The organism is Nitrospirota bacterium, from assembly GCA_016212215.1.
Classification (GTDB): domain Bacteria; phylum Nitrospirota; class 9FT-COMBO-42-15; order HDB-SIOI813; family HDB-SIOI813; genus JACRGV01.
The window spans coordinates 21209-43294 of the sequence record JACRGV010000006.1; the positions used below are offsets into that span (position 1 = coordinate 21209).

At 41.1% G+C, this 22086-nt stretch carries 23 protein-coding genes, 1 tRNA gene, 1 other RNA gene and 1 pseudogene; 9 read left to right on the forward strand and 17 right to left on the reverse strand.

The window, feature by feature from the left end; genetic code table 11:
* Positions 1–81: 81 nt before the first annotated feature.
* Genes holA through HZA08_00760 form a run of 3 tightly spaced genes read right to left on the reverse strand, consistent with a single transcriptional unit; the run spans position 82 to position 4254 of the window.
* Positions 82–1086 (reverse strand): DNA polymerase III subunit delta, encoded by a 1005-nt coding sequence (holA, locus tag HZA08_00750; protein ID MBI5191954.1) that lies wholly within the window; start codon positions 1084–1086, stop codon positions 82–84.
* A 7-nt stretch (positions 1087–1093) separates the two neighbouring features.
* Positions 1094–1603 carry an LptE family protein gene (locus HZA08_00755; protein MBI5191955.1) on the reverse strand — a complete coding sequence of 170 codons (510 nt, stop codon included), beginning with the start codon at positions 1601–1603 and terminating at the stop codon, positions 1094–1096.
* Positions 1603–4254, reverse strand: coding sequence for a leucine--tRNA ligase (locus HZA08_00760; protein MBI5191956.1), 2652 nt, complete (start codon positions 4252–4254; stop codon positions 1603–1605). The genes HZA08_00755 and HZA08_00760 overlap by 1 nt, the downstream gene beginning before the upstream one ends.
* A 189-nt stretch (positions 4255–4443) precedes the next feature.
* Here HZA08_00760 and HZA08_00765 point away from each other — a divergent pair, with 189 nt between their 5' ends.
* The 7 genes from HZA08_00765 (at position 4444) to rnpB (ending at position 10217) form a co-directional block, all read left to right on the forward strand.
* The gene (locus tag HZA08_00765) at positions 4444–4632 is read left to right on the forward strand and encodes a 30S ribosomal protein S21 (GenBank protein MBI5191957.1); all 189 of its coding nucleotides are present in this window, start codon (positions 4444–4446) and stop codon (positions 4630–4632) included.
* A gap of 4 nt (positions 4633–4636) precedes the next feature.
* Positions 4637–5092 (forward strand): GatB/YqeY domain-containing protein, encoded by a 456-nt coding sequence (locus tag HZA08_00770; protein ID MBI5191958.1) that lies wholly within the window; start codon positions 4637–4639, stop codon positions 5090–5092.
* A gap of 19 nt (positions 5093–5111) precedes the next feature.
* Positions 5112–6902, forward strand: coding sequence for a DNA primase (locus HZA08_00775; GenBank protein MBI5191959.1), 1791 nt, complete (start codon positions 5112–5114; stop codon positions 6900–6902).
* A gap of 82 nt (positions 6903–6984) precedes the next feature.
* On the forward strand, positions 6985–8754 hold the full coding sequence (gene rpoD / locus HZA08_00780; protein MBI5191960.1) for an RNA polymerase sigma factor RpoD: 1770 nt from the start codon (positions 6985–6987) through the stop codon (positions 8752–8754).
* Positions 8755–8764: 10 nt separating this feature from the next.
* Positions 8765–8841, forward strand: a tRNA-Ile gene (locus HZA08_00785).
* Positions 8842–8878: 37 nt separating this feature from the next.
* The gene (locus HZA08_00790; GenBank protein ID MBI5191961.1) at positions 8879–9574 is read left to right on the forward strand and encodes a hypothetical protein; all 696 of its coding nucleotides are present in this window, start codon (positions 8879–8881) and stop codon (positions 9572–9574) included.
* Between the two features lie 166 nt (positions 9575–9740).
* Positions 9741–10217: RNase P RNA component class A (gene rnpB, locus HZA08_00795), an RNA gene on the forward strand.
* A gap of 65 nt (positions 10218–10282) precedes the next feature.
* On the opposite strand, the gene HZA08_00800 is transcribed toward rnpB, so the two are convergent.
* The 13 genes from HZA08_00800 to HZA08_00860 all read right to left on the reverse strand — a co-directional run bounded on the left by HZA08_00800 (position 10283) and on the right by HZA08_00860 (position 20811).
* Positions 10283–10831 carry a hemerythrin domain-containing protein gene (locus HZA08_00800; GenBank protein ID MBI5191962.1) on the reverse strand — a complete coding sequence of 183 codons (549 nt, stop codon included), beginning with the start codon at positions 10829–10831 and terminating at the stop codon, positions 10283–10285.
* A 162-nt stretch (positions 10832–10993) separates the two neighbouring features.
* Entirely contained in the window at positions 10994–11728 is a 735-nt protein-coding gene (locus tag HZA08_00805; GenBank protein MBI5191963.1) for a cytochrome b N-terminal domain-containing protein, read from the reverse strand.
* Positions 11729–11890: 162 nt separating this feature from the next.
* On the reverse strand, positions 11891–12328 hold the full coding sequence (locus HZA08_00810; GenBank protein ID MBI5191964.1) for a Rieske (2Fe-2S) protein: 438 nt from the start codon (positions 12326–12328) through the stop codon (positions 11891–11893).
* A 236-nt stretch (positions 12329–12564) separates the two neighbouring features.
* On the reverse strand, positions 12565–13014 hold the full coding sequence (locus HZA08_00815; protein ID MBI5191965.1) for a cytochrome c: 450 nt from the start codon (positions 13012–13014) through the stop codon (positions 12565–12567).
* A gap of 14 nt (positions 13015–13028) precedes the next feature.
* Entirely contained in the window at positions 13029–14393 is a 1365-nt protein-coding gene (locus HZA08_00820) for a phosphoglucosamine mutase (GenBank protein MBI5191966.1), read from the reverse strand.
* Positions 14390–15052, reverse strand: a complete 663-nt coding sequence (locus HZA08_00825) for a hypothetical protein (GenBank protein ID MBI5191967.1) — start codon at positions 15050–15052, stop codon at positions 14390–14392. The genes HZA08_00820 and HZA08_00825 overlap by 4 nt, the downstream gene beginning before the upstream one ends.
* 8 nt (positions 15053–15060) lie before the next feature.
* Entirely contained in the window at positions 15061–15933 is an 873-nt protein-coding gene (locus tag HZA08_00830; protein ID MBI5191968.1) for a TIGR00159 family protein, read from the reverse strand.
* Between the two features lie 103 nt (positions 15934–16036).
* On the reverse strand, positions 16037–16816 hold the full coding sequence (gene folP, locus HZA08_00835) for a dihydropteroate synthase (protein ID MBI5191969.1): 780 nt from the start codon (positions 16814–16816) through the stop codon (positions 16037–16039).
* Between the two features lie 52 nt (positions 16817–16868).
* Positions 16869–18668 (reverse strand): ATP-dependent metallopeptidase FtsH/Yme1/Tma family protein, encoded by a 1800-nt coding sequence (locus HZA08_00840; GenBank protein ID MBI5191970.1) that lies wholly within the window; start codon positions 18666–18668, stop codon positions 16869–16871.
* Between the two features lie 129 nt (positions 18669–18797).
* Entirely contained in the window at positions 18798–19322 is a 525-nt protein-coding gene (locus HZA08_00845; GenBank protein MBI5191971.1) for a class I SAM-dependent methyltransferase, read from the reverse strand.
* Positions 19323–19460: 138 nt separating this feature from the next.
* Entirely contained in the window at positions 19461–20339 is an 879-nt protein-coding gene (gene prmA / locus HZA08_00850; GenBank protein ID MBI5191972.1) for a 50S ribosomal protein L11 methyltransferase, read from the reverse strand.
* A gap of 11 nt (positions 20340–20350) precedes the next feature.
* On the reverse strand, positions 20351–20521 hold the full coding sequence (locus HZA08_00855) for a hypothetical protein (GenBank protein ID MBI5191973.1): 171 nt from the start codon (positions 20519–20521) through the stop codon (positions 20351–20353).
* Between the two features lie 179 nt (positions 20522–20700).
* The gene (locus tag HZA08_00860; GenBank protein MBI5191974.1) at positions 20701–20811 is read right to left on the reverse strand and encodes a DUF2442 domain-containing protein; all 111 of its coding nucleotides are present in this window, start codon (positions 20809–20811) and stop codon (positions 20701–20703) included.
* Between the two features lie 120 nt (positions 20812–20931).
* Here HZA08_00860 and HZA08_00865 point away from each other — a divergent pair.
* Positions 20932–21235 (forward strand): annotated as a pseudogene (locus HZA08_00865) (BrnT family toxin).
* Complete coding sequence (locus HZA08_00870) at positions 21195–21434, forward strand: CopG family transcriptional regulator (protein MBI5191975.1); 240 nt, start codon at positions 21195–21197, stop codon at positions 21432–21434. The pseudogene HZA08_00865 and the gene HZA08_00870 overlap by 41 nt, the downstream one beginning before the upstream one ends.
* 300 nt (positions 21435–21734) lie before the next feature.
* On the opposite strand, the gene HZA08_00875 is transcribed toward HZA08_00870, so the two are convergent.
* Complete coding sequence (locus HZA08_00875) at positions 21735–21920, reverse strand: hypothetical protein (protein MBI5191976.1); 186 nt, start codon at positions 21918–21920, stop codon at positions 21735–21737.
* Between the last annotated feature and the right edge of the window lie 166 nt (positions 21921–22086).

The window sequence follows — 22086 nt, forward strand, 5'->3', positions numbered from 1 at the left end:
TGTCCCACTCATTTTTATCCCCATTTGTGAGTTTCCCGCTAGTGATACTATAATTGTCATCCTGAGCTTGTCTAAGGATGATTAATTTTTCATACAATATATAAACAACAATAACTCTTCCAGTATCATTGCAGGCTTTAGAGCGCTTCCCTTGAGCCTGCTGTCTATATCAATGAGTTTATCAAATAGTTTAAACAGGTCATCTCTTGAAATTTTATTAACCTTTTGAGAAAACTCCTTAACTTTAAATGGGGGTACGCCCGCTGACTTAGCAGCCTCTTCAAGCGATTTACCGGTGCTGATAAGAGTCTTCGCCTTTAACATCATCCTGAACTCACGGAGTATAAAATAAAATATCCTTACAGGCGGTTCACCATCATCAATTGCACGGTGCAGGGAAAACACAGCATCTTTTAGCCTCCTGTCAATTATGGCGTTCACAACCTCAAACACTGTAAAACTCCTCATACTGCCTGAAACCGCTGTCACGTCTTTAACAGATATATTCTTACGCTCATTACAATAAAGGATAAGCTTTTCAAGGTCATTATTCAAAGACAGCATCTCATTTCCTGCAACCTCAATCAGTATATCCACAGCTTCCTTATCAATACTCTTGCCGGCCTTTTTGATTTGTTGAAATATCCATTTCTTAAGACCATCTTTGTAGAGCGGCTGACATAATATTACAACCCCACTTTTATCAAATGAATTGTAAAACTTCTCCCTTTTATCTAATTTTGATGCAGTGAGTATCATGCATGTGGAGGTTGATGGATTTTTCAAATACCCGACTATTATCTCCTTATCCTTTGCCCCCCATTCATCGGCCTCTTTTACTACAATAACCCTCTTCTCTGCCATAACAGGAAGCGTCTCTGCTGTATTAATGACCTTTGATGCATCAACCTCTGCGGCAGAATAGGCATCATAATTGAAATCCCTCAGGCCTGCATCAAGAAATTTATCTTTTACAACCTTCACCCCTTCATCAATAAAGAACCTCTCTTCACCTGAAAACATATATACAGGATAGGCTTTACTCGCCCCGAAGCAGTCTGAGAATTCTGTAAAATTTAATATCATCTTTTCCCTACCATCCCCCAAGCACCCTGTCTGTAATCTCTTCACCAAGTATCCGTGCAAGTTCCTTTATAGCAGAAAACCTTCCGGCACGCGTTATCATGACGTCACTATTAACCCTGTACTCTGCTGTTTTAGTAACATCCTTTTCCATAAGGATATTGCCGGAAGATGGCTGAAGCAATCTTAAATGTACTGAGATTGTTATCCTGTTCTCAAGTACATTCTGATTACTGTCAAAAGAAAGCGGAGATTCTTTATATGATGTTACGATGCCATTTAGAACTAAATCAGACTGAGATTTATCTACAACCTGAAGCCGCCGGTCCTTAATAAACTCTCTAATAACAGCAGGTGTAATCTCCTCCTCAATTACAGGCTCCATAGTCTTGTTTTCAAACACCGGTATAGAGATTGATGTTACTGAAGGAGGTATATGAGCACTTTTTTCAGCAAACCGGTATCCACAGGAAGAAAGTACAAGGGAAATGATAATAATAATTGGGTAGACAGACTTCATTACATTACAATATTTACGAGCTTATCTTTAACCACAAATACCTTTTTGGGAACAATATCACCTAAAAGTTCTTTAATCCTGCCATCCTGCAGCGCCATGTTTTTTATAGCTTCCTCATTAGTACCTGCAGGAACAGTCACCTTACTCCTTACCTTGCCGTTTATCTGTATTACTATCAGCCTCTCTTCTTCCTGTGCAATCTCAGTACAATATATGGGCCAGGGACTTTTGGCAACAGATTCTACATACCCAAGCATCTGCCACATCTCCTCAGAGATATGGGGTGCAAAAGGATACAACATCAGTATGACACTATCCATCGCCTCTTTCATTACATATAAAAAAGCCTTGTCATTAAAGCAGCCTTCTTCAACCGGAATAAGGTATATGTTGTTGATAAGCTCCATTATAAAGCTGATGGCAGTATTAAAATGAAAGACCTCTATATCATCAGTTACCTTCTTTATTGTTTGATGTGTAAACTTCCTCAGGGTTTTTAAATCCTGCGGTATGTCATTACCCTTCTCAACCATGTTCAGTAGCTTGATCTTATAAGATTCAATATCCTTTGCCTCATGATTCTGTCCCGGGTTTAAGTATGGAGTTAACTCATCCACCTTTCTGTATACCCTTGATAAGAACCTGAAGGCACCCTCAACCCCGCGGTCACTCCAATCCAGATCTTTCTCCGGCGGTGCTGCAAAGAGTGCAAAGAGCCTTGCTGTATCAGCCCCATAATTATTTATGAGATGGTCAGGGTCAACTACATTCCCTTTTGATTTGGACATCTTAGCCCCGTCTTTTATTACCATCCCCTGCGTCAACAGGTTTTGGAACGGTTCATCAACATCTGTAAGCCCGAGGTCCCTGAGCACTTTGGTAAAGAACCTTGAATAAAGGAGGTGAAGCACTGCATGTTCTATCCCGCCTATATACTGGTCTACACCCATCCAATAAGAGGCAGATTTTTTCTCAAACGGGACATTTTCTGAAGCAGGTGAGGTATAACGCATAAAATACCATGACGAGTCTACAAAGGTGTCCATAGTATCTGTCTCCCTTTTTGCCATTACGCCGCAGGAAGGACACTCAGCCTCCACAAAGGACTGGACATGGTGTAATGGCGACCCACCCTTACCCGTAAAAGCAACATCCCGTGGAAGTATGACAGGAAGGTCTTTTTCCGGAACAGGAACAGTTCCACACCTCTCACAATATATGATAGGAATCGGAGTACCCCAATATCTCTGCCTTGATACCCCCCAGTCACGAATCTTATAATTTACTGTCCGTTTTCCCATTCCATGGAGTTCTATGTACTCTGCAATCTTGTCTATTGCCTCAGTTGAATTCATGCCGCTGAACTGTCCTGAGTTAACAAGAATACCTTCGCCGGTGTATGCCTCATGGAGTTCAGTAGAAAATACCCCATCCCCACCCTGCCCCACTACCGTCAAGGGAGAGAGAATAAGCTCAGACATCTCACATCTCAATCGCTCATCTAATCTCCCCTCCCCTTGCGGGATGGGATTAAGGGGAGGGGGGGCTTGCGAGGGGGGCTGAATCACTACTTTCATAGAAAGATTATATTTTTTAGCACATTCAAAATCCCTCTGGTCATGGGTCGGCACTGCCATAACAGCGCCTGTTCCATAATCCATTAGCACAAAATTGGCTATCCAAACAGGAATCTGTTCATTAGTAAGGGGATTAATTGCATAGTGTCCTGTAAATACCCCTTCTTTTTCAATATCAGCAGAAGTCCTTATCACCTTATCCTGCCGCCTGACCCTTTGCACAAACTCCATGACCGCGCGTTCCTGCTCAGTTCCTTTAACCAGTAATTCTACAAGCGGATATTCGGGTGCGAGACTCATAAAGGTGGCCCCGAATATGGTATCAGGTCTGGTGGTAAATATCCTGATATTCCTTTCGCTGTCAGCAATAGGGAAATCCACTTCCACACCTGTACTCTTACCAATCCAGTTCCTTTGCATTGTAAGCACTCTCTCAGGCCAGCCTGTCAGTTTTTCACATCCTGCCAAAAGTTCTTCTGCATAAGCAGTTATCTTAAAAAACCACTGCTCAAGTTCCTTTTGCTCGACTGTTGAACTGCACCTCCAACACTGCCCATCAATAACCTGTTCATTTGCAAGTACCGTATCACATGAATTACACCAGTTGACAAACGATTTCCTTTTATATGCAAGCCCCTTCTCATTCATCTTCAGAAAAAACCACTGGTTCCATTTATAATATGAAGGGTCACATGTAGTGACCTCCCGGTCCCAGTCATAAGACAGCCCCATCTTTTTGAGCTGTTCCTTCATATAAGCAATATTGTCATAAGTCCAGGCAAACGGATGAATACCCTTGTTAATCGCTGCATTCTCTGCCGGAAGTCCAAATGCATCCCATCCCATTGGGTGTAAGACGTTATACCCCTTCATTTTTTTGTAACGGGCAATTACATCTCCTATCGCATAATTACGAACATGCCCCATGTGTATCCTGCCTGATGGGTAAGGGAACATCTCAAGACAATAGTATTTGGCTCTGGAAATATCTTCTGTAACCTTGAAGGTATTATTATCTTCCCAGTATCTTTGCCACTTAATCTCTATCTCTTTTGGCTCATATTTTGTAGTCAAGTTTAAATCCTTTCATAAAGTACATATGATGATACATACAACAATAATCCATGTCAACTAATACTTGACATTCATAATTTGAATCTGCTATAGTTGAAAATCCAATTTTACAGTTGGAACTTATTAAATTTATTAAATAAAATTTATATACATGAAAATACAAAAATATATTGTGAGGGGGGGGATTATATGCTGGGTGTAAAAGTAAAGGATAATGAATCCTTTGAAAGCGCCCTTCGCAGGTTTAAAAAACAGTGCGAAAAGGCTGGGATTTTATCCGAGATGCGAAAAAGAGAACACTATGAAAAACCTAGCGTCCGCCGTAAACGCAAGGCATTAGCCGCAAGAAAAAAAGCAACAAAAAGGCAAAAGGTTTAAGCTTATGTCACTACTTGACAGACTTTCAACAGAATTAAAAGAATCATTAAAGGCCGGAAATCAGATAAAGTTAAGTGTTATAAGACTGTTGAAGTCGTCAATTAAGAACAAAGAAATCGAAAAGATGTCCCCTCTTACAGATGAAGAGATAATTGGTGTAATAAGTTCTGCTGTTAAGCAGAGAAGAGAGGCAATAGAACAGTTTAAAAAAGGCAACAGAGAAGATTTAGTTCAGAAAGAGACCAGTGAGATAGAGATACTTCAGACCTTTCTCCCTCAACAACTAAGTGATGAAGAAATAATGAATGAGGTTAGGACAGTAATTAATGAAGCAGGCGCTTCATCTCCTAAGGATATGGGAAAGGTTATGAAGATCCTAATTCCCCGGATTAAAGGACGGGCTGATGGCACAAAAGTTAGCACTATTGTTAAAGAGCTAATGGAATCCTCTTCAAGATGATCGTAGGGGGATGCTCCACTTGGATGGGCATATACCTGAAGAAATAGTAACAAAGGTTATTGAAAGTCAGGATATAGTAGAGGTAATTTCCAGGTATATATCTCTCAAGAAAAAGGGCCAGAATCATATAGGACTTTGCCCGTTTCACTCAGAAAAGACTCCTTCATTTGTCGTAAGCCAGGCAAAACAGCTTTTCCATTGTTTTGGATGTGGTACCGGGGGAAATGTAATATCATTTCTCATGAGGCATGAGAATTCTACCTTCACTGAAGTTGTAAGAAGGTTGGGCAATGATGCAGGGATCATAATTGAAAGGGCTGTAAAGGAAAATAAAAGCGAAAACTTTATATTCGATATAAACAATATAGTATCTGCCTCTTATCATGAAAATCTGATAAAAACAAACGAGGCAGAACCTGCAAGGGCATATCTGTTAAAACGTGGCCTTACTATAGAAATAATAAAGAGATTTAATATTGGTTACAGTCCGGACTCATGGAACAGTATTTATAATTTGCTTAAAAAAAAGGGATTCCATGAGGACCTGATGCTCAAATCAGGTGTAATCATTCCCCAAAATAAAGGGACAGGATATTATGACAGGTTCAGAAAAAGGATAATGTTTCCTATTTTTGATATACAGAAAAGGGTGGTTGGGTTCGGCGGCCGGGTAATGGATAATTCGACACCCAAATACCTTAATTCACCTGAAACCCCTGTCTTTACAAAAGGTAATCTGTTATATGGACTTGAAACTGCCAAAGAAGGGATAAAAGAGTCAGGATTTGCAATAATTGTTGAGGGGTATATAGATGTGGTAACTGCTCATCAGGCGGGAGTATTAAACGTAGTAGCTACTCTTGGAACTGCATTAACCCCGAACCACATAAGAATACTTCAAAGGTTTTGCAAAGAGGTCATATTAACCTTTGACTCTGATACAGCAGGCATAAAAGCTGCATTAAGAACAGTGGATAACTTTGTTGGTAGTGAAGTAGAGGCCAAGGTCTTACTCCTGCCGGAAGGAGAGGACCCTGATAGTTTTATTAGAAAATATGGAAAGACTGCCTTTGATGAACTTATCAGCAAATCAAAGGGCATTATTGAATTTGCTATAGATATGATAATTAACAAAAAGACAAGTATGAATATTGCAATACCTAAAACACACATAGATGCAAAGTTTAAAAATGCTGAGGAATGTTTGAACTTAATAAGGAAGATACCCAACAGGATTGAGCAGGATTATCATTTGAACAGGGTTTCAAATGATCTGAAGATAGAAAAAGATGTGCTATATGCTGAACTTAGAAGGAAAGGTAAAGGGAAAAAGTCAGTACAACCGGAGACAGCGAAAAATAATGATGTACAAAACGTATCTGTTGAAGAGACCCTGCTTGCCCTTGTAATTAAATATAAGGAACTTAGAAAACAGGCAAGAGAAAAATTTGATGTTAGATATCTGGTTAATACTAAATTTCAAAAAACAGTAGAATATATTATAAATTCAGATAAAGACCTGAATGACCTTTTAAATACAGAGTTTATTGGTAAGGACTCTCAGGATACGCAGGAAATGCGGGATATAATTACAAGGCTGGCATTGAGTGACCTGCATTTCGATTTACCTGAAAAAAACCTTCTGGATTGTATGCGGGCTATCCGGAGGGAAAGCCTTAACAGGGAATTAAAAGGAATTGAACAAGAGATATCTAAAGCAGAACTAGCGGGGGCTTTTGACAAGGTAAGAAGTCTACTTGTATTAAAACAGGGCCTTCTGCAACAAAGAAAGTTGCTTTATGAAAACTAAGTAAAAAAGTTGTATATTTGTAAAAGGAGACTATAGGTGGTTATTATAGTCTTTTATTAAAAACCGGGGGATTAATAAGAAAATGTCAAAAGACGAAAAAATTTCAGATGTTCAGCAGCTTATTTCAGTAGGTAAAGAAAAGGGTTATCTTACTTATGATGAACTTAATAATGCATTGCCTGACGATTTAATCTCATCAGATGAGATGGACAGTATAATGATGATGTTCGGTGAAATGGATATTGATATCGTTGACCAGGTTGAAGAGGAAGGGTATCACAAACTCCTTGCTGAAGAAGAACTGGAAGAAGAGGATAAGGAGGAGAGAGAGATCGGTCTCGGCATTGCCAGGACTGATGACCCTGTGCGCCTTTATTTAAAGGAGATGGGAGACGTTTCCCTTCTCAGCAGAGAAGGTGAAATTGAGATTGCAAAGAGGATTGAAGAAGGGAAAAGGGAGATTGAATCTATAATATTCAGTATGCCCCTCACTATTAATGAGGTTATATCCTTTGGGGATAACTTAAGGGAAGACAAGGCAGCAGTTCACGATTTTGTGGGGACATTTGAAGAAGAAGGCGAAGAAGAGTTTGAAGAGATTATTGAGGAAGACACTGAGGAGCTGAAGCAAAAGACCTTACTGGCAATTGAAAAACTTAAAAAATTATCAAGAGAGTACAAAACTAATAGAAAAAAGTTAAAAAGTGGAGAGCTAAAAGTATCTGAAAAAGAAAAGGTTAGGGCAAAGGTATCAGAGCTTCGTGGGAAAATAATAGAGTTAATGATTGAGATAAATCTGAATGTAAAATTTGTTGATTCAATTGTTGAAAGACTTAAATTTTACAATAAAGAGATTCAGCGTAAGGAAAATGAGATTAATATATGTGCAAGAAAGCTAAAATGCAAGGCCATTGACCTTCAGTCACTTTTTGAGAAGATTGAAGAGAATAGGGCCAGGATGAAAAAACTTATAAAGGATTCCGGCAAGAGTGAAGATGATATATTGGCGATAGAGCAAAGCTACTGTTCTGCAACAGAAGCTCTCTATAATATAGAAGAGGAAACCGGGATTCTATCAAATGAATTAAGAGAGATGGTAAAATCTCTGGAAATGGCTGAATTAAGATCCAAGATTGCAAAAAGTGAACTTATCGAGGCCAATTTAAGATTAGTTGTAAGTATTGCTAAAAAGTATACAAACCGCGGACTTCAGTTCCTTGACCTGATACAGGAAGGCAACATCGGTCTTATGAAGGCTGTTGATAAATTTGAATACAGGCGTGGATACAAGTTCAGTACTTATGCCACATGGTGGATAAGGCAGGCTATTACAAGGGCGATTGCGGACCAGGCAAGGACAATAAGGATTCCTGTTCACATGATTGAAACTATCAATAAACTAATCCGTACATCGAGACAGCTCGTTCAGGAAATCGGGCGTGAACCTTCTCCGGAAGAGATAGCAGCTGAAATGAAGTTACCGGTTGAAAAGGTAAGGAAAGTGCTGAAGATAGCCAAGGAACCTATATCACTTGAGACCCCTGTTGGAGAGGAAGAAGACAGTCATCTTGGGGACTTCATTGAAGATAAGAAGGCAATATCCCCGATTGATGCAGCAATTAAGGCGAACTTACACGGACAGATTGACAATGTATTAAGGACTCTTACACCAAGAGAGGAAAAGGTACTCAGGATGCGTTTTGGTATAGGAGAATTGACGGATCATACACTTGAAGAGGTGGGACAGACATTTGATGTAACAAGGGAAAGAATACGTCAGATAGAGGCAAAGGCTTTGAGAAAATTAAGGCATCCAAGCCGGAGCAAACGTCTCAAAAGTTTTACTGATTAGTAATTTTTTAGGGCCCATAGCTCAGCTTGGTAGAGCCACCGGCTCATAACCGGTTGGTCCCAGGTTCAAACCCTGGTGGGCCCACCAAGCATCCAAAATTATGGAATATATTTCTAATGAACAATTGAAACTACTTATTCGGATTCAGGAAAAAGACAGCAGGATTTTAGAGATTGCTGAGAAACAAAAAGGACTTCCTGATTTATTATCCTCTCTGAAAGTAAATCTTGATAAAGCACAGGCTGAACATTCAGCAGCTTCAGAGGAATTTGATAATGCATCTAAAGAACGAAGGACATTAGAAGGGGAATTAAAAACCTTAGAAGATAAAATAAAAAAACTCAAGGAGAGAATACCGGAAATCAAGAAAAATACTGAGTATCAGGCCCTTTTAAAAGAAATCAATACCGTTGAAAAAGAAAAGTCTGATATTGAAGAAAAGATATTAATACTCCTTGAGAAAATAGATACATTGAAAGAGGTCAAAACCAGAGAGGAAAAGGTTGTAAAGGAAGAAGAAAAAAAATTCTCAGAGCACAAGAAAAAGGTTGAAGAGGAATATAGCCTTTTAACTGAGAAACTTAAAGAAATAGAGGCTGACAAAGGTTCTATAACATCTCAGATTGATTCCAAACTCCTTGCAGAATATTCAAGATTAATAGCTACTAAGAGAGGGCAGGCTATAGTATCAGTTCAGGATGAACACTGCATGGGTTGTCACATACGTATTCCTCCACAAATCTTTTCTCAGATCAGGAAAAATGACAAGATCATTACCTGTTTAAGTTGTTCGAGGATACTTTATTGGAAACCTGCCTAAGTAAAGAAAATCAAAAATTAAAATGTAAAAGTTAAAATGACAGATAAAAATTCAAAATTAGAAACATAAGGACATGGGCGTAAGTGTATTTTTTAGTTTTGATATGGATTTTTGATTTTTGAGATTTAAATTTTGATTTTACAAGATTTTCGAGTAGAATGCGGACTAAGTAAGACAGATGGTCGCCTTGTTGTTTATATTTAGATAAAAACGACGGGGAGGAAAGTCCGAACTCCAAAGGGCATGGTGCTGGGTAACGCCCAGTGGGGGTGACCCTAAGGAAAGTGCCACAGAAAATAAACCGCCAGGAAAGACAGTTAATAGATGAAAGTGAAAAGGTAATAGTGGTAAACACTAACATCTTACTCTAACATCTCTCACTGTTTTCCAGGTAAGGGTGAAACGGCGAGGTAAGAGCTCACCGCTCCGTTGGCAACAAGGGAGGCACGGTAAACCCCACCAGGAGCAAGACCAAATAGGGAAACGTTTCAGGATAGAGATATCCTGATGAAGGTCTGCCCGGCCAAGTTTTCGGGTTAGGTCGCTTAAGGTTCCGGGAGACCGGGATCTCAGAGGAATGATCATCACCCCGACAGGGTAACCTGAAAGGGGAACAAAATTCGGCTTATTTCTTACTTAGTCCGCTAACAAACAAGGGTTCGAGGGTATTTGCTGTATACTTGACCCCTTGAACCCTTTCTTTATAACTTACACTGTCTTTTCAAGCTCATCCACAAGATCTACATATCGTTGACGGCCGTTTTCACCTAATTTCTCTTTTTCAACTAAATTAAATATATTTAAAAGCTCCTGCTGAGCATTCTCTGGAATTAAGTTATTTGCCATCATATAAAGTATACCGTCCTCTTTCTGCATATGCGGCAATAAGAGGCTTCCGTAATTCCTTGCATTATCAGCAAAAATCTTTTTAGCACCGGCATCTCCGGCAGCATACTGCTCAGCAGCCTCTGCCATTGCCCGTGCATATCCTCTGCCCTCATCATGTTCAACCAGCATAACACCTATTGGGCCTCCTTCTATTGGAAAACCCTTCTCCTCCATCTTTTTAAACAGCAGATCCTCTTCCTTACCATGATGATAATTATCAGCAAAATTCCTTATAAAATCCGCAGAATTTTTCATAACATCTGCTGATACATCCTCACCATTATCAATCTTATGTGAAACCTTTTCCAAAATATCAATCATCTTCTCAATAACCCTGTGATCTTTTTTTAAAGCCTCTGTTGCTACCATAATTTAACTACCTCCTTTTTAACTAAACATAATTTAATGGTTATTTGTTCTATAACTGCTGCTCATTTCTATTCATTGAATCATAGCACATTAGTATATTATATATATGCTTTCAAATACTTGTATGACTTGAATCATATAGGTATTAATCAGGAAAGAATATTACAATGGACCGGATATACCGAGCCTCCTTACCATAAGAAAGTGAAGTGCTAAAAGGCCGATGGTAATCCATGGAAGGATTACAACATGGAATGCAAAAAAACGTGTAAGTGCAAGCTGACCTACAATGTTTCCACCTTTAAGCAGAAAGGTTATGTATGGACCAATAACCGGAGCAGTACTTGGAATTTCAGCGCCTATTGTCGTTGCCCAGAAGGATACCTGATTCCATGGAAGAAGGTAGCCGGTAAATCCAAATGAAAGCACCAGCATGAACAGACATATACCTATAACCCAGTTCATATCCCTCGGCGGTTTATATGCTGCATGAAAATAAATTCTTAACATGTGTATCATAACTGTGATTACCATTACATTAGCCGCCCAGTGATGGAAGCCCCTCACTAACCAGCCGAATGGAACGTTATTGGTTATATGGACAACACTATCGTAGGCATGGTCAACTGTAGGACGGTAATACATTAATAGCAGGATACCTGTAACAATGTTTGTAAGAAAAAGAAGGAATGTAAAACCGCCGAAGCAAAACCAGAAATTTATGTGCGGAGGCACCGGCTTCTTCAAAACCTTTTTTAGAGCTGATCTGAAATCAAGCCTGTCGTCAAGTTCGCCATATAGAAATCCAGTTGCAAGAGTAAGCCAGTTTACCAGGCCGCGAAGATTAACACTCTTGTCCAGTTTATCAAGCCAGTCTCTTTTGTTCTTATTGCTCATCACCTGAAAATCCTCTCCTGCGGGGTACGAAAACCCCGCCTATCCAGATATATATCAAGGATAGGTGGGACATTCTTGTCCCACTCATTTTCATTTTTTCTTGCATCTTGCCTCTTACTTCTTGCCTCTTGCTTCTTACTTCTGCTAATCGCTCACCGCTGCCTATCCAATAACCACTGTGTCTCCACTCAGTTTTACCTCATAGCTTGGGAGTGGACGAGGCGGCGGGCCGCCAAGAACGGTTCCGGTAACATCATACATACCTCCGTGACATGGACAGATAAGGCGTTTTTCATCCGGATGCCAGCTTACTACACAACCGAGGTGTGTGCAAATTAGGGAGAGTGCGTAAACCTGCCCGTTTAAGCGTATAATGCCCGCTGGCTTTCCTCCGATAACAACCTTCTTCATGCTGCCTTCTTCGAGTTCTGCAAGCGGGAAAGATGGCTTCTTTTCACCTCCACTGCCTGCGGTCTTCTCTGTCGGCCATAAATATTTAAGCCCGGCATAGCTTGATAAAATTCCAGCCCCGATAACCCATAACCCTATAAGCGAGTTGATGACCGTGCTGAGGAAGTTCCGCCTTGATATTTCTTCCATATCTTCTCCTGATCTTTATCCTGAAACTGACCGTTGCTCACCCTCCCCCTAACCCCCTCCCGTCAAGGGAGGGGGGATAATCTAAATACCCTCTCCCCCCTTTTGAATAGACGGATAGTGTCCGGGTTAGGGGGCATCATCTTCATCTCTGTGAGCCTGCGGCTGATGATTTCTTATTTCTTACTTCTAACTTCTTACTTCTTACCTCTTGCTTCTTACCTCTTGCTTCTGCTGTCTTACTTCTGTACCTTTTCCTCACCCTTTGCAAATGTCCTTATATAATGAATAACTGCCCAGCGATCCTTTGCAGGCATAATCTCTTCACGGGCAAACATCCTTGTACCATGTACCCCCTTTGATACTGAGTAGAACAGCATACCGTCTGTCTTCTTTGACATGATATTGTCATCACTAAAATCTCTCGGCATCGGATCAAATTTTCCAATTACAGCAGAATTTCCCTTACCATCTCCATATACCCCATGACATGTCTCACAATGTCCAAAGTAGAGGCGCCGCCCTTCTCTCATTGTCTGGAGAGAAAATGGAAGAGGATTTTTCATGTTGAGGTACTCTTTTGGATAATAGCCGGGTGCAAGAGTAGGATCCTCTCCTGCAATTAGAAGTGAAGGCAGGAACAAAACAACTGCCAACGACAACATTAAGAATGTCTTTCTGAAATTCATAATTTTCTCCTTTCTTAATTTACGCCAAGAAACCTGTTTACTGTCTCCGATATCTCATTAACTATACTTTCAATCTTATCCTCTCTGTCTCCTTCAACCATTATGCGTAACAAAGGTTCCGTGCCGGAATATCTGACAAGAACCCTCCCTCTTCCATCTAATTTTTTTTCAGAATCGCTTATTACACTCTTTATCTCGGGTATAGAATCGAGTGACTTTTTCTCCCTAACTCTTATGTTTACAAGTTTTTGCGGGAAGGTCTGCATACAGGATGATAATTCTGATAGAGATTTACCGGTTTTCTTCATAATTGTCAATACCTGGAGTGCTGTTATAAGTCCGTCCCCTGTTGTGTTGTAATCAGAAAATATTAAGTGCCCCGACTGCTCACCGCCGAGATTACAATTCATGCGGAACATCTCTTCCAGAACATATCTGTCACCTACAGGTGTCCTTACAATATCTATCCCAGCCTCTCTCATCGCCACTTCAAGGCCGATATTGCTCATAACTGTTGTTACAAGGGTATTATTTTTTAGTACGCCATCCTTTTTCATCTCAATTGCACACATAGCCATAATCTTATCACCATCCACAACCTCACCTTTTTCATCCACAAAGATAACCCTGTCTGCATCGCCGTCATGGGCAAATCCGATGTCTGCACCAGATGTAACAACCTCCTTCTGTACTTTTTCAGGATGAAGAGACCCGCCGCCAAGATTGATATTTGTACCATCAGGTTTATTCCCGAATGTAATAATGCTTGCACCGAGTTCCTGAAGTACCGTAGGGGTAATCTTATATGAAGCACCATTGGCACAATCAATTACTGCTTTTATACCCTCAAAGTCCATGCCCTTGGGAATTGTGTTCTTGGCAAACTCAATGTAGCGTCCTTCTGCATCATCAATCCTGTAAGCCTTTCCAATAAGATTACCTGTAGGCCTTACATCCTCAATACTCCCCGAAGATATAATTTCCTCTATCTCCTTTTCATACTCATCAGGAAGTTTAGCGCCATCTTCAGAGAAGAATTTAATCCCATTATCCTCGAATAGATTATGTGAGGCAGAAATTACAATCCCTGCATCGCCCCTCATGCTCCTTGTAAGAAAGGCAATCGCCGGCGTAGGCATTGGACCTACCAGTAACACATCAACGCCCATAGAACATATACCTGCCGTAAGCGCCCCTTCAAACATATATCCGGAAAGCCGCGTATCCTTCCCGATTAATATCCTGTGGTGGCCCTTCCTGTTCTTCCTTTGCTTAAAGAAATATGCCGCTGCCCTGCCGAGTTTGAGAGACATTTCAACGGTCATCGGCTCTATGTTTGCAACGCCTCTAACCCCATCTGTACCAAAAAGCCTTTTCATATCCGTTCTACCTCCACATCTATCATGATGACTTCATTTCCAATAACCCTCACATTACGCTGAGGTACATTGACCTTAATCTCTTTCGTAAAACTGTTTTTTCTACCGGATACATCAACAGATAATCCCTCTAATAAAATCAAAGATTCAAGCTCAGACTCCGGCCCCTCCACTGCAATCTCTGAAGGTTTGACATAAACTCTTTTTATCCTGTAACCCTTTGCAGGAATCCCTGAGATTTCTACCTTCACCTTTAAATTTTTTCTTACTACATGCACCATATCTATCTTTATTATCTTAGGGTCAATCCTCACAACATCAATATTTGCAGGGATATTGATATTACTCCTGTCAAGTGTATACACTCTGGTTCCTTCCTTTCCATGTGAAAGGTCTATGCTGACATTAGTCTGTCCCATATCCAGTTCCTTTACAGCGCTCTGCCTCCCTTTTAATCTCACGTTTATATGATCATCAACCTTTCCTGAGACCATAACATTTTCAGGGATATTTTTTAATTGAAGAGGCAGTGCATAATTAATCTCTATGGTATCCTTTGAAATAACCGGACTTATATAAAACCATATAGTAAATGCAAAGAAAAGGGATATTATCTTTAGAAACAGATTATTTGTAAGAATGCCCCTGAAAGAACCCATGCCTCCCCTTATTTACCCAACTCATCACCTGCCACAATCTTTTTAATACTATCTCTCATACTGACAGGAAAGATCGCCTCTATTATGCTCCAGAACGTTGTCTTCTCCTTTTTTATCCCTGTTTGAAATATATCTGTCAGGATTCGCCGCAATGAATTGGTATCCAGTTCTCTGATAATATCTCCTCCTATACAGACAGACACAGCTCCGGTCTCTTCGGAAACTACAATTGCAACAGCATCTGTCTCTTCTGTAACGCCTATAGCCGCCCTATGCCTTGTACCAAGGGATTTGCTTATATCAGTAGCCAATGTCAGCGGAAGAAAACATCCTGCAGCCACTATCCGGTCCCCTTTAATAATAATAGCGCCATCATGGATGGGTGAATACGGCAGGAAAATACTTGTCAGCAGTTCTCTTGTAATCTTTGCGTCCAACTGAACCCCCATCTCTATGAGATCTTTGAGTTCTGATTTCCTCTCAATTACAATAATTGCACCTATCTTTTTGTTGGCCAATGATACTGATGCCCTGATAATCTCCTCTATATTCCTTGACTCTTCCACAGCCGCGAGACGCTGGGTTAAAGGATTCTGCCCCATCTGGGCCAGTGCCTTTCGTATTTCAGGCTGAAAAAGTATAATAAGCGTCAGTACTATATATGACCATAGACTCTGGATCAGCCATTCTACAGTGAAGAGTCCTGCCCACCGCGATACAACAAATGCAACGAAAAGAATTACAAGCCCCATGAGCATCTGAAATGCCCGCGTACCTTTTATTAACAAAAGGAGGCGGTAGATAACAAAGGTAACTATTGTAATATCTACAATGTCCTGCCAGCGTATTTCAGTAATTATTTCTTTTAGAAAAGCAATCATGTTTATTGTGATTCTCCGGAAACCCCATCCCCACCCTGCCCCTCCCCCATTCAGTGTCGGGGAGGGAATCTCTCCCTAAAATCTTACTTCTAACTTGTTGCATCTAACTTCTAATGATTGCATCTGTCATCTTTGCTACCTGCTTCATAGCCTTGACATCATGCACACGTATTATGTTTGCCCCTTTACTAATTGCTAATGCTGTTACTGCTGCTGTTCCATAAATCCTCTCTTGAACAGGTAAATCCAGTATCTCTCCAATAAATGACTTTCTTGATGGCCCAATAAGTACAGGACAAGAGAGGCCGTTGAACTTATCAAGATTTCTTATCAGGGAGATGTTGTCTCTCAGCCTTTTCCCAAAACCAATGCCCGGGTCTATTATTATTTTATCCCGCTTCATACCGCACTTTTCAGCATATTCTATCCGCTCTTTAAGAAAATCATAGACATCCTGAACAATATCTTTGTAAACAGGATTTTTCTGCATATCCTGTGGCGTCCCAAGTATATGCATCAGGACAACCGGTGTATTATACTTAATTGCTGAATTAATCATGTTATGGTCAAATCTGAGTGCACTCACATCATTAATAATTGATGCACCCGCTTGAATTGCAAGTTCTGCAACCCTTGACTTGTAAGTGTCTATTGATATTGGAATTTTAACACGGGCAGATAAACCCTTTATTACAGGAATTACCCTTTTAATCTCATCTTCAACAGGTACAGGGTAAGAGCCGGGGCGGGTTGATTCTCCGCCGATATCTAATATGTCAGCCCCCTCGGATTCGAGTTTCAGGCCATATTCTATTGCCCTGTCAGGATCAAAAAAAAGACCGCCGTCTGAGAAAGAATCCGGGGTAACATTAATTATCCCCATTAAATAGGTTCTATCTTTATAAGCGGTCAATTTGTAATTGCGTTGTTCTAATTTATGCGGCCGCAGTTGTTGTGCGAATTATCTCATCAATCTCCGGACCATCAAGGGTTTCCTGTTCCAATAATGCCTCTGACAGTGCCTTCAGAGTATTAATATTATCTTTTAAGAGCTTCTTTGTTCTTTCATAATTTTCCATTACAAGGCGTTTTACTTCCTCATCAATCATTATTGCAGTATGTTCACTATAATCCCTGTGCTGGCTGATCTCCCTTCCGAGGAATATCTCTTCCTGTTTCTTCCCAAAGGTGAGCGGCCCAAGCCTCTCACTCATACCCCATTCACATACCATCTTGCGTGCCATCTCTGTTGCCCTCTCGATGTCATTGCCCGCGCCTGTGGTCATGTGGTTTAACATCAGTTCCTCAGCAATGCGGCCGCCAAGCAGTATAGCGATATTTGTATACAGAAAATCCTTTGAATAGGTATATTTCTCATCAGTCGGCAGTTGTTGTGTTATACCGAGTGCCCTGCCTCTCGGAATAATAGACACCTTGTGTATCGGGTCAGTTCCTGGAAGGAGCTTTGCCACAAGGGTATGGCCTGCCTCGTGAAATGCAGTATTCTTTTTTTCATTCTCACTTATAAGCAGGCTCTTCCTCTCGACACCCATTAACACCTTATCTTTTGCCGCCTCAAAATCATCCATCTCAACGAGTTTCTTGTTTGTCCTTGCAGCAGAAAGGGCTGCCTCATTAACAAGGTTCGCAAGTTCTGCACCCGAAAATCCCGGCGTTCCTCTTGCAATAGTCTCAAGATTAACATCATTTGAGATAGGAATCTTTTTTGTATGTACCTTCAGGATACCGATCCTTCCTCTCACATCCGGTCTTCCAACCACTATCTGACGGTCAAATCTCCCCGGTCTTAAAAGCGCAGGGTCAAGTACATCAGGCCTGTTTGTGGCAGCAATAAGTATTACCCCCTCATTTGTCTCAAACCCGTCCATCTCAACAAGCAACTGGTTAAGGGTCTGCTCACGCTCGTCATGACCGCCGCCAAGACCGGCGCCCCTGAGCCGCCCTACTGCATCTATTTCATCAATGAAAATTATGCAGGGTGCATGTTTCTTACCCTGCTCAAACAAATCCCTTACCCGCGATGCACCGACACCGACAAACATCTCAACAAAATCAGAGCCGCTGATGCTGAAAAAGGGTACATTCGCCTCGCCTGCTATTGCCTTAGCAAGGAGTGTCTTACCTGTACCGGGAGGCCCTACAATCAGTACACCTTTAGGTATCCTGCCGCCGAGCTTCTGGAACTTTGGAGGGTCTTTAAGGAACTCAATAACCTCCTGCACCTCATCCTTTGCCTCATCAACACCGGCCACATCCGCAAACGTTACCTTCTTCCGGTCTTCAGTCAGGAGTCTCGCACGGCTTTTACCGAAAGAAAGCGCACGGTTTCCCCCCATCTGGGTCTGCCGCATAAAGAATATCCATACCCCGACAAGAAGGAGAATCGGCCCCCATGAGAATAAGAATGCGATATACCATGGTGTCTCGTCAGGCGGTTTAACAGTTATCTTGACACCCTTGTCTCTCAGGCTGGTTACAAGGTTCGGATAATCCATCGTATAAGTGCTGAACTGGGCACCGTCCTTCATCGTGCCGCTTATCTGGTTCTGCTTAATAACGACCTCTGTTACCTGCCCCTGCTCAACCCTGTTAAGAAAATCACTGAAAACTATCTCTTTTGAAGGTCCAGTGGTGTGCTGAGAAAGATAATAAAGCAGGATCATTACACCGCCTATAACGATCCATAACCCTAGATTTTTATAAAAAGAATTCATTGTCTATATTATGTCTCCGGTTTAATGTTATCAGGTTAGATTTGTTAAAAGGTATAATAACACAATTTATTTCATAATTACAATATAATGTAACAAGAACCTTTGAGGAAGTTACAAGTTCAAAACAAATCAGACTTTCTGTGCAACAAGTCCGGCCTTGTAAGTCCCTTTTGAGTCCTGTCCTTCATGGTAATAAAGGATGCGGAAGTCAGGGAAGAGTCTTAAAAGCTCGTTATGTTCAAAGCAATACTCCCTTCTTCGGGGATGACCTGTTTTGATGTGCTGGTCAATCAGGAAGGTTTCATAAATAATCATTCCCTGCGGCTTGAGGGCATCTTTTATCCGTGAAAAAAGATTTCTCTGGAGGTAGTAAAAGCATATAACCAAATCATAAGCAGATTTTTCTATCTTGTATGACTCAAGGTCTTCTAAATCCACACACCTTGCGTCAATCTGAACGCCTGCTGTCTTTGCATCATCCTTACATATCTTTATGGATTCTTCATCCCTTTCAAGTCCTGTCACCTCAAAGCCGTGTGATGCAAGGAATATTGTATTCCTCCCTTTTCCCATTGCCACGTCCAGAGCCTTCCCCATCGGGAGAATCGGCAGAAAATCTTTTAATAGCTTTGCAGGCTCCTGTAATGAGTTCATTTGAAAATCAACCCCATCCCCACCCTACCCCTCCCCTTGAAGGGGAGGGAATCAACGTAGCCCCCTCTCCCTCAGGGAGAGGGTTAGGGTGAGGGTGGGGTTTTCATCCCCCTTTGTGAGCGCCCCGCTCATGAGTGTTCATCTTAATCTCCCTTCAATGAGCATCCAGCTTTCCTTGTTGATACACTTTATAATATCAAACCATGGCTCATAAGCCTTTTTTACCTCATCCGCCTGTTCATCCAGGATGCCGGAAAGTATGACTGTACCTCCCTTATGTACCATACCCGCAAATGTGTGCGCAAGTGTTATCAGCGGGGTTGCAAGGATATTCGCAATTATTAAATCTACCTTTAATCCGTTTATTGATTCCGGTGTTGTCGTAACTATTCGTGGGCCGCACATATTCTTCTTTATGTTTTCTCCTGTTACAATAATGGCCTGCGGGTCATTATCCACTGCCCATACCCTCCCTGCACCCGATTTTTCCATTGCAATCGCAAGTATCCCTGAACCACAGCCGTAATCAATAACATCCAGCCCAAGAACATTTGCCCCGGCTATCCATTCAAGACATAATGCCGTTGTAGGATGTGTTCCAGTACCAAATGCCTGACAGGGATTGATTAATATGTTGATAGCAGAAGGCTCAGGAGGGGTATACCATTCAGGAACAATCCACATTCTATCTCCAACCTTAATGGGCTTGAAGTTCTCCATCCATGTAGTAGTCCAGTCACGATCTTCTATCTGCTCAATATGAAGATCAGGTATTGAGTTAATATCAATGACGGAATAGATGAAATCTTTAACAGACTCTATGTCTGTATTTTCATCAAACAGACCGGTAATTCTGACATGCTCCCATATAATATCTTCGTTTGATGATTGAAAAAGCATTGTCTGATTATCTGCATTTGAAATGGACACAGACAATGCACCTGCCTCTGTAAGGGTATTCTCAATAAGATTAAGGTTATCTCTCTGAGAATTGATTGAAACTTGAAACCATCTCATGCGGATTTCTTTCAAGCGGCCTTTTTATCAATATGATGTTCAGGTTCTTTATGAAGCAATTCCTCTGGGAGGTCGCAGCAGTGAGGTTTATGACTACCGTGATAAACGGAATCCTTTTCAAGGTCACCTTTAATCTTTTTAATCCCCTGTTTCATCCTTTCCACTAATGATACTACATTCATTGTTATCACCTCCTAATTTGGAAGAATCCTGTTGGTATCTTTAAATTACTCCTCAGATTTGCAAAAATCAAGGTATCACAGGTATCCTGTCTCCTCAACAGATGTCCTGAATGAATTTGAACGAGGAATAAAAGACCTTGAAGAGAGGTTTTGTACTATGACTTATTACACTTTCAGAATTACTTAATAATTTTTTTTTGCCTTGGGGCAGGTGAGCCGTATAACATACCTTCAACACTAATGTCTTCATCAACGTCAGGCCAATGTATTCCCTGACCATCTCCAATGATTTCATAATTAAGCCGCTGCTTTGGTGTTGCCTCAGAGAGCCGCCATGACCGTCCCCTTTAGATTTTCCCAACCATATCTTTATATTGCTTCCATTGCCATACCTGTAGTATATTGTACCTATGAAGAAAACCAGCTTTGAATGGGATTAAGAGAAGGATAAGAAAAACCAGGCAAAGCACGGGGTTTCTTTTTCATTGGCACAACATGCGTTTCTTGATCCTAAACGTATTATTGCAGAAGACGTTAATCATAACACAAATGAAGAACGATATTATTGCATTGGCCGTGTTGATGCCGGAATAATAACCGTGAGGTTTACATACAGAGGCAGTGTTATGTCGTATCTATGGCGCAGGATATTGGAGAAAAGTGAGGAAGCTATATGAAAAGCAAAATAAAATACAAAGAAGAACCAATGGGTGAGTTGAAAGTTATTGAGGATTTCCTTCCACCTCCGGATCAACTGGTGTTGAAAGAGGAGAATGTTAAGGTAACAATAGCCTTGAAAAAATCGAGTATTGATTTTTTCAAGGATGAGGCAAAAAAACAGCGTACCTCGTATCAAAAAATGATTAGACAGGTGATAGACTGGTATGCTTCACATTATAAGAAAACAGCCTGACATTATTACCTTTTGAAGTGATTCAACATAGAAGTTTTTATTCCTGTTGTCATTCCCGCAGTGTTTCATCCGAAAATCTCTTCCGGCGGGGTAAGAAAACCCCGCCTATCCATTTCTACGAGGATAGGCGGGACATTCTTGTCCCGCTGATTTTCATGTCCCTTTGTGAGCGCCCCGCTCATGACAGTTCATCCGAAAATCTCCATAGCTCACCCTCCCCCTACCCCCCTCCCGTCAAGGGAGGGGGAATAATATAAGAACCCTACCCCCTCAAGGGAGATAGATTATAATAGCACTCTTCTATTTCCTCACCTCATATCCAATGGTCTTTTCAGCCCATGACACCGGGTCAAGCACTGACAGCTCTTTCATTAAATCAGATATTGTAGGGTTTTGTATATCTGTATCAGTTAAGAAATGTTTCGCTTCTTTTGTTGCTATTATCAGGACAGACTCTATCCCTTCATTCAGCCCTTTTGGTGTCATTACCCTGAGCTTTAAACCGTGTTCTCTAAGGGTCTGTCATGAAATAACTTGTGCATTTAGGCGCTCAGATTTCGGTCAGGTTTGAGTGCGACCGATTGAGCAAACCCGAAGGCGTAGTTGAATCTACGCTGAGGGGTTGCGATTGAGGAGCACACAAAGATGGCCG

Excerpts from the sequence above, each read along its gene's own strand:
- HZA08_00845 (MBI5191971.1), bottom strand. The coding sequence starts at position 19,322 with ATGAACTCATTACAGGAGCCTGCAAAGCTATTAAAAGATTTTCTGCCG.
- HZA08_00825 (MBI5191967.1), bottom strand. The coding sequence starts at position 15,052 with ATGGGTTCTTTCAGGGGCATTCTTACAAATAATCTGTTTCTAAAGATA.
- HZA08_00755 (MBI5191955.1), bottom strand. The coding sequence starts at position 1,603 with ATGAAGTCTGTCTACCCAATTATTATTATCATTTCCCTTGTACTTTCT.
- HZA08_00800 (MBI5191962.1), bottom strand. The coding sequence starts at position 10,831 with ATGGTAGCAACAGAGGCTTTAAAAAAAGATCACAGGGTTATTGAGAAG.
- rpoD (MBI5191960.1), top strand. The coding sequence starts at position 6,985 with ATGTCAAAAGACGAAAAAATTTCAGATGTTCAGCAGCTTATTTCAGTA.
- HZA08_00815 (MBI5191965.1), bottom strand. The coding sequence starts at position 13,014 with ATGAATTTCAGAAAGACATTCTTAATGTTGTCGTTGGCAGTTGTTTTG.
- HZA08_00810 (MBI5191964.1), bottom strand. The coding sequence starts at position 12,328 with ATGGAAGAAATATCAAGGCGGAACTTCCTCAGCACGGTCATCAACTCG.
- HZA08_00830 (MBI5191968.1), bottom strand. The coding sequence starts at position 15,933 with ATGATTGCTTTTCTAAAAGAAATAATTACTGAAATACGCTGGCAGGAC.
- HZA08_00820 (MBI5191966.1), bottom strand. The coding sequence starts at position 14,393 with ATGAAAAGGCTTTTTGGTACAGATGGGGTTAGAGGCGTTGCAAACATA.
- HZA08_00805 (MBI5191963.1), bottom strand. The coding sequence starts at position 11,728 with ATGAGCAATAAGAACAAAAGAGACTGGCTTGATAAACTGGACAAGAGT.
- HZA08_00870 (MBI5191975.1), top strand. The coding sequence starts at position 21,195 with ATGAAAAGCAAAATAAAATACAAAGAAGAACCAATGGGTGAGTTGAAA.
- holA (MBI5191954.1), bottom strand. The coding sequence starts at position 1,086 with ATGATATTAAATTTTACAGAATTCTCAGACTGCTTCGGGGCGAGTAAA.
- HZA08_00875 (MBI5191976.1), bottom strand. The coding sequence starts at position 21,920 with ATGACACCAAAAGGGCTGAATGAAGGGATAGAGTCTGTCCTGATAATA.
- HZA08_00770 (MBI5191958.1), top strand. The coding sequence starts at position 4,637 with ATGTCACTACTTGACAGACTTTCAACAGAATTAAAAGAATCATTAAAG.
- HZA08_00855 (MBI5191973.1), bottom strand. The coding sequence starts at position 20,521 with ATGAATGTAGTATCATTAGTGGAAAGGATGAAACAGGGGATTAAAAAG.
- prmA (MBI5191972.1), bottom strand. The coding sequence starts at position 20,339 with ATGAGATGGTTTCAAGTTTCAATCAATTCTCAGAGAGATAACCTTAAT.
- HZA08_00840 (MBI5191970.1), bottom strand. The coding sequence starts at position 18,668 with ATGAATTCTTTTTATAAAAATCTAGGGTTATGGATCGTTATAGGCGGT.
- folP (MBI5191969.1), bottom strand. The coding sequence starts at position 16,816 with ATGGGGATAATTAATGTTACCCCGGATTCTTTCTCAGACGGCGGTCTT.
- HZA08_00765 (MBI5191957.1), top strand. The coding sequence starts at position 4,444 with ATGCTGGGTGTAAAAGTAAAGGATAATGAATCCTTTGAAAGCGCCCTT.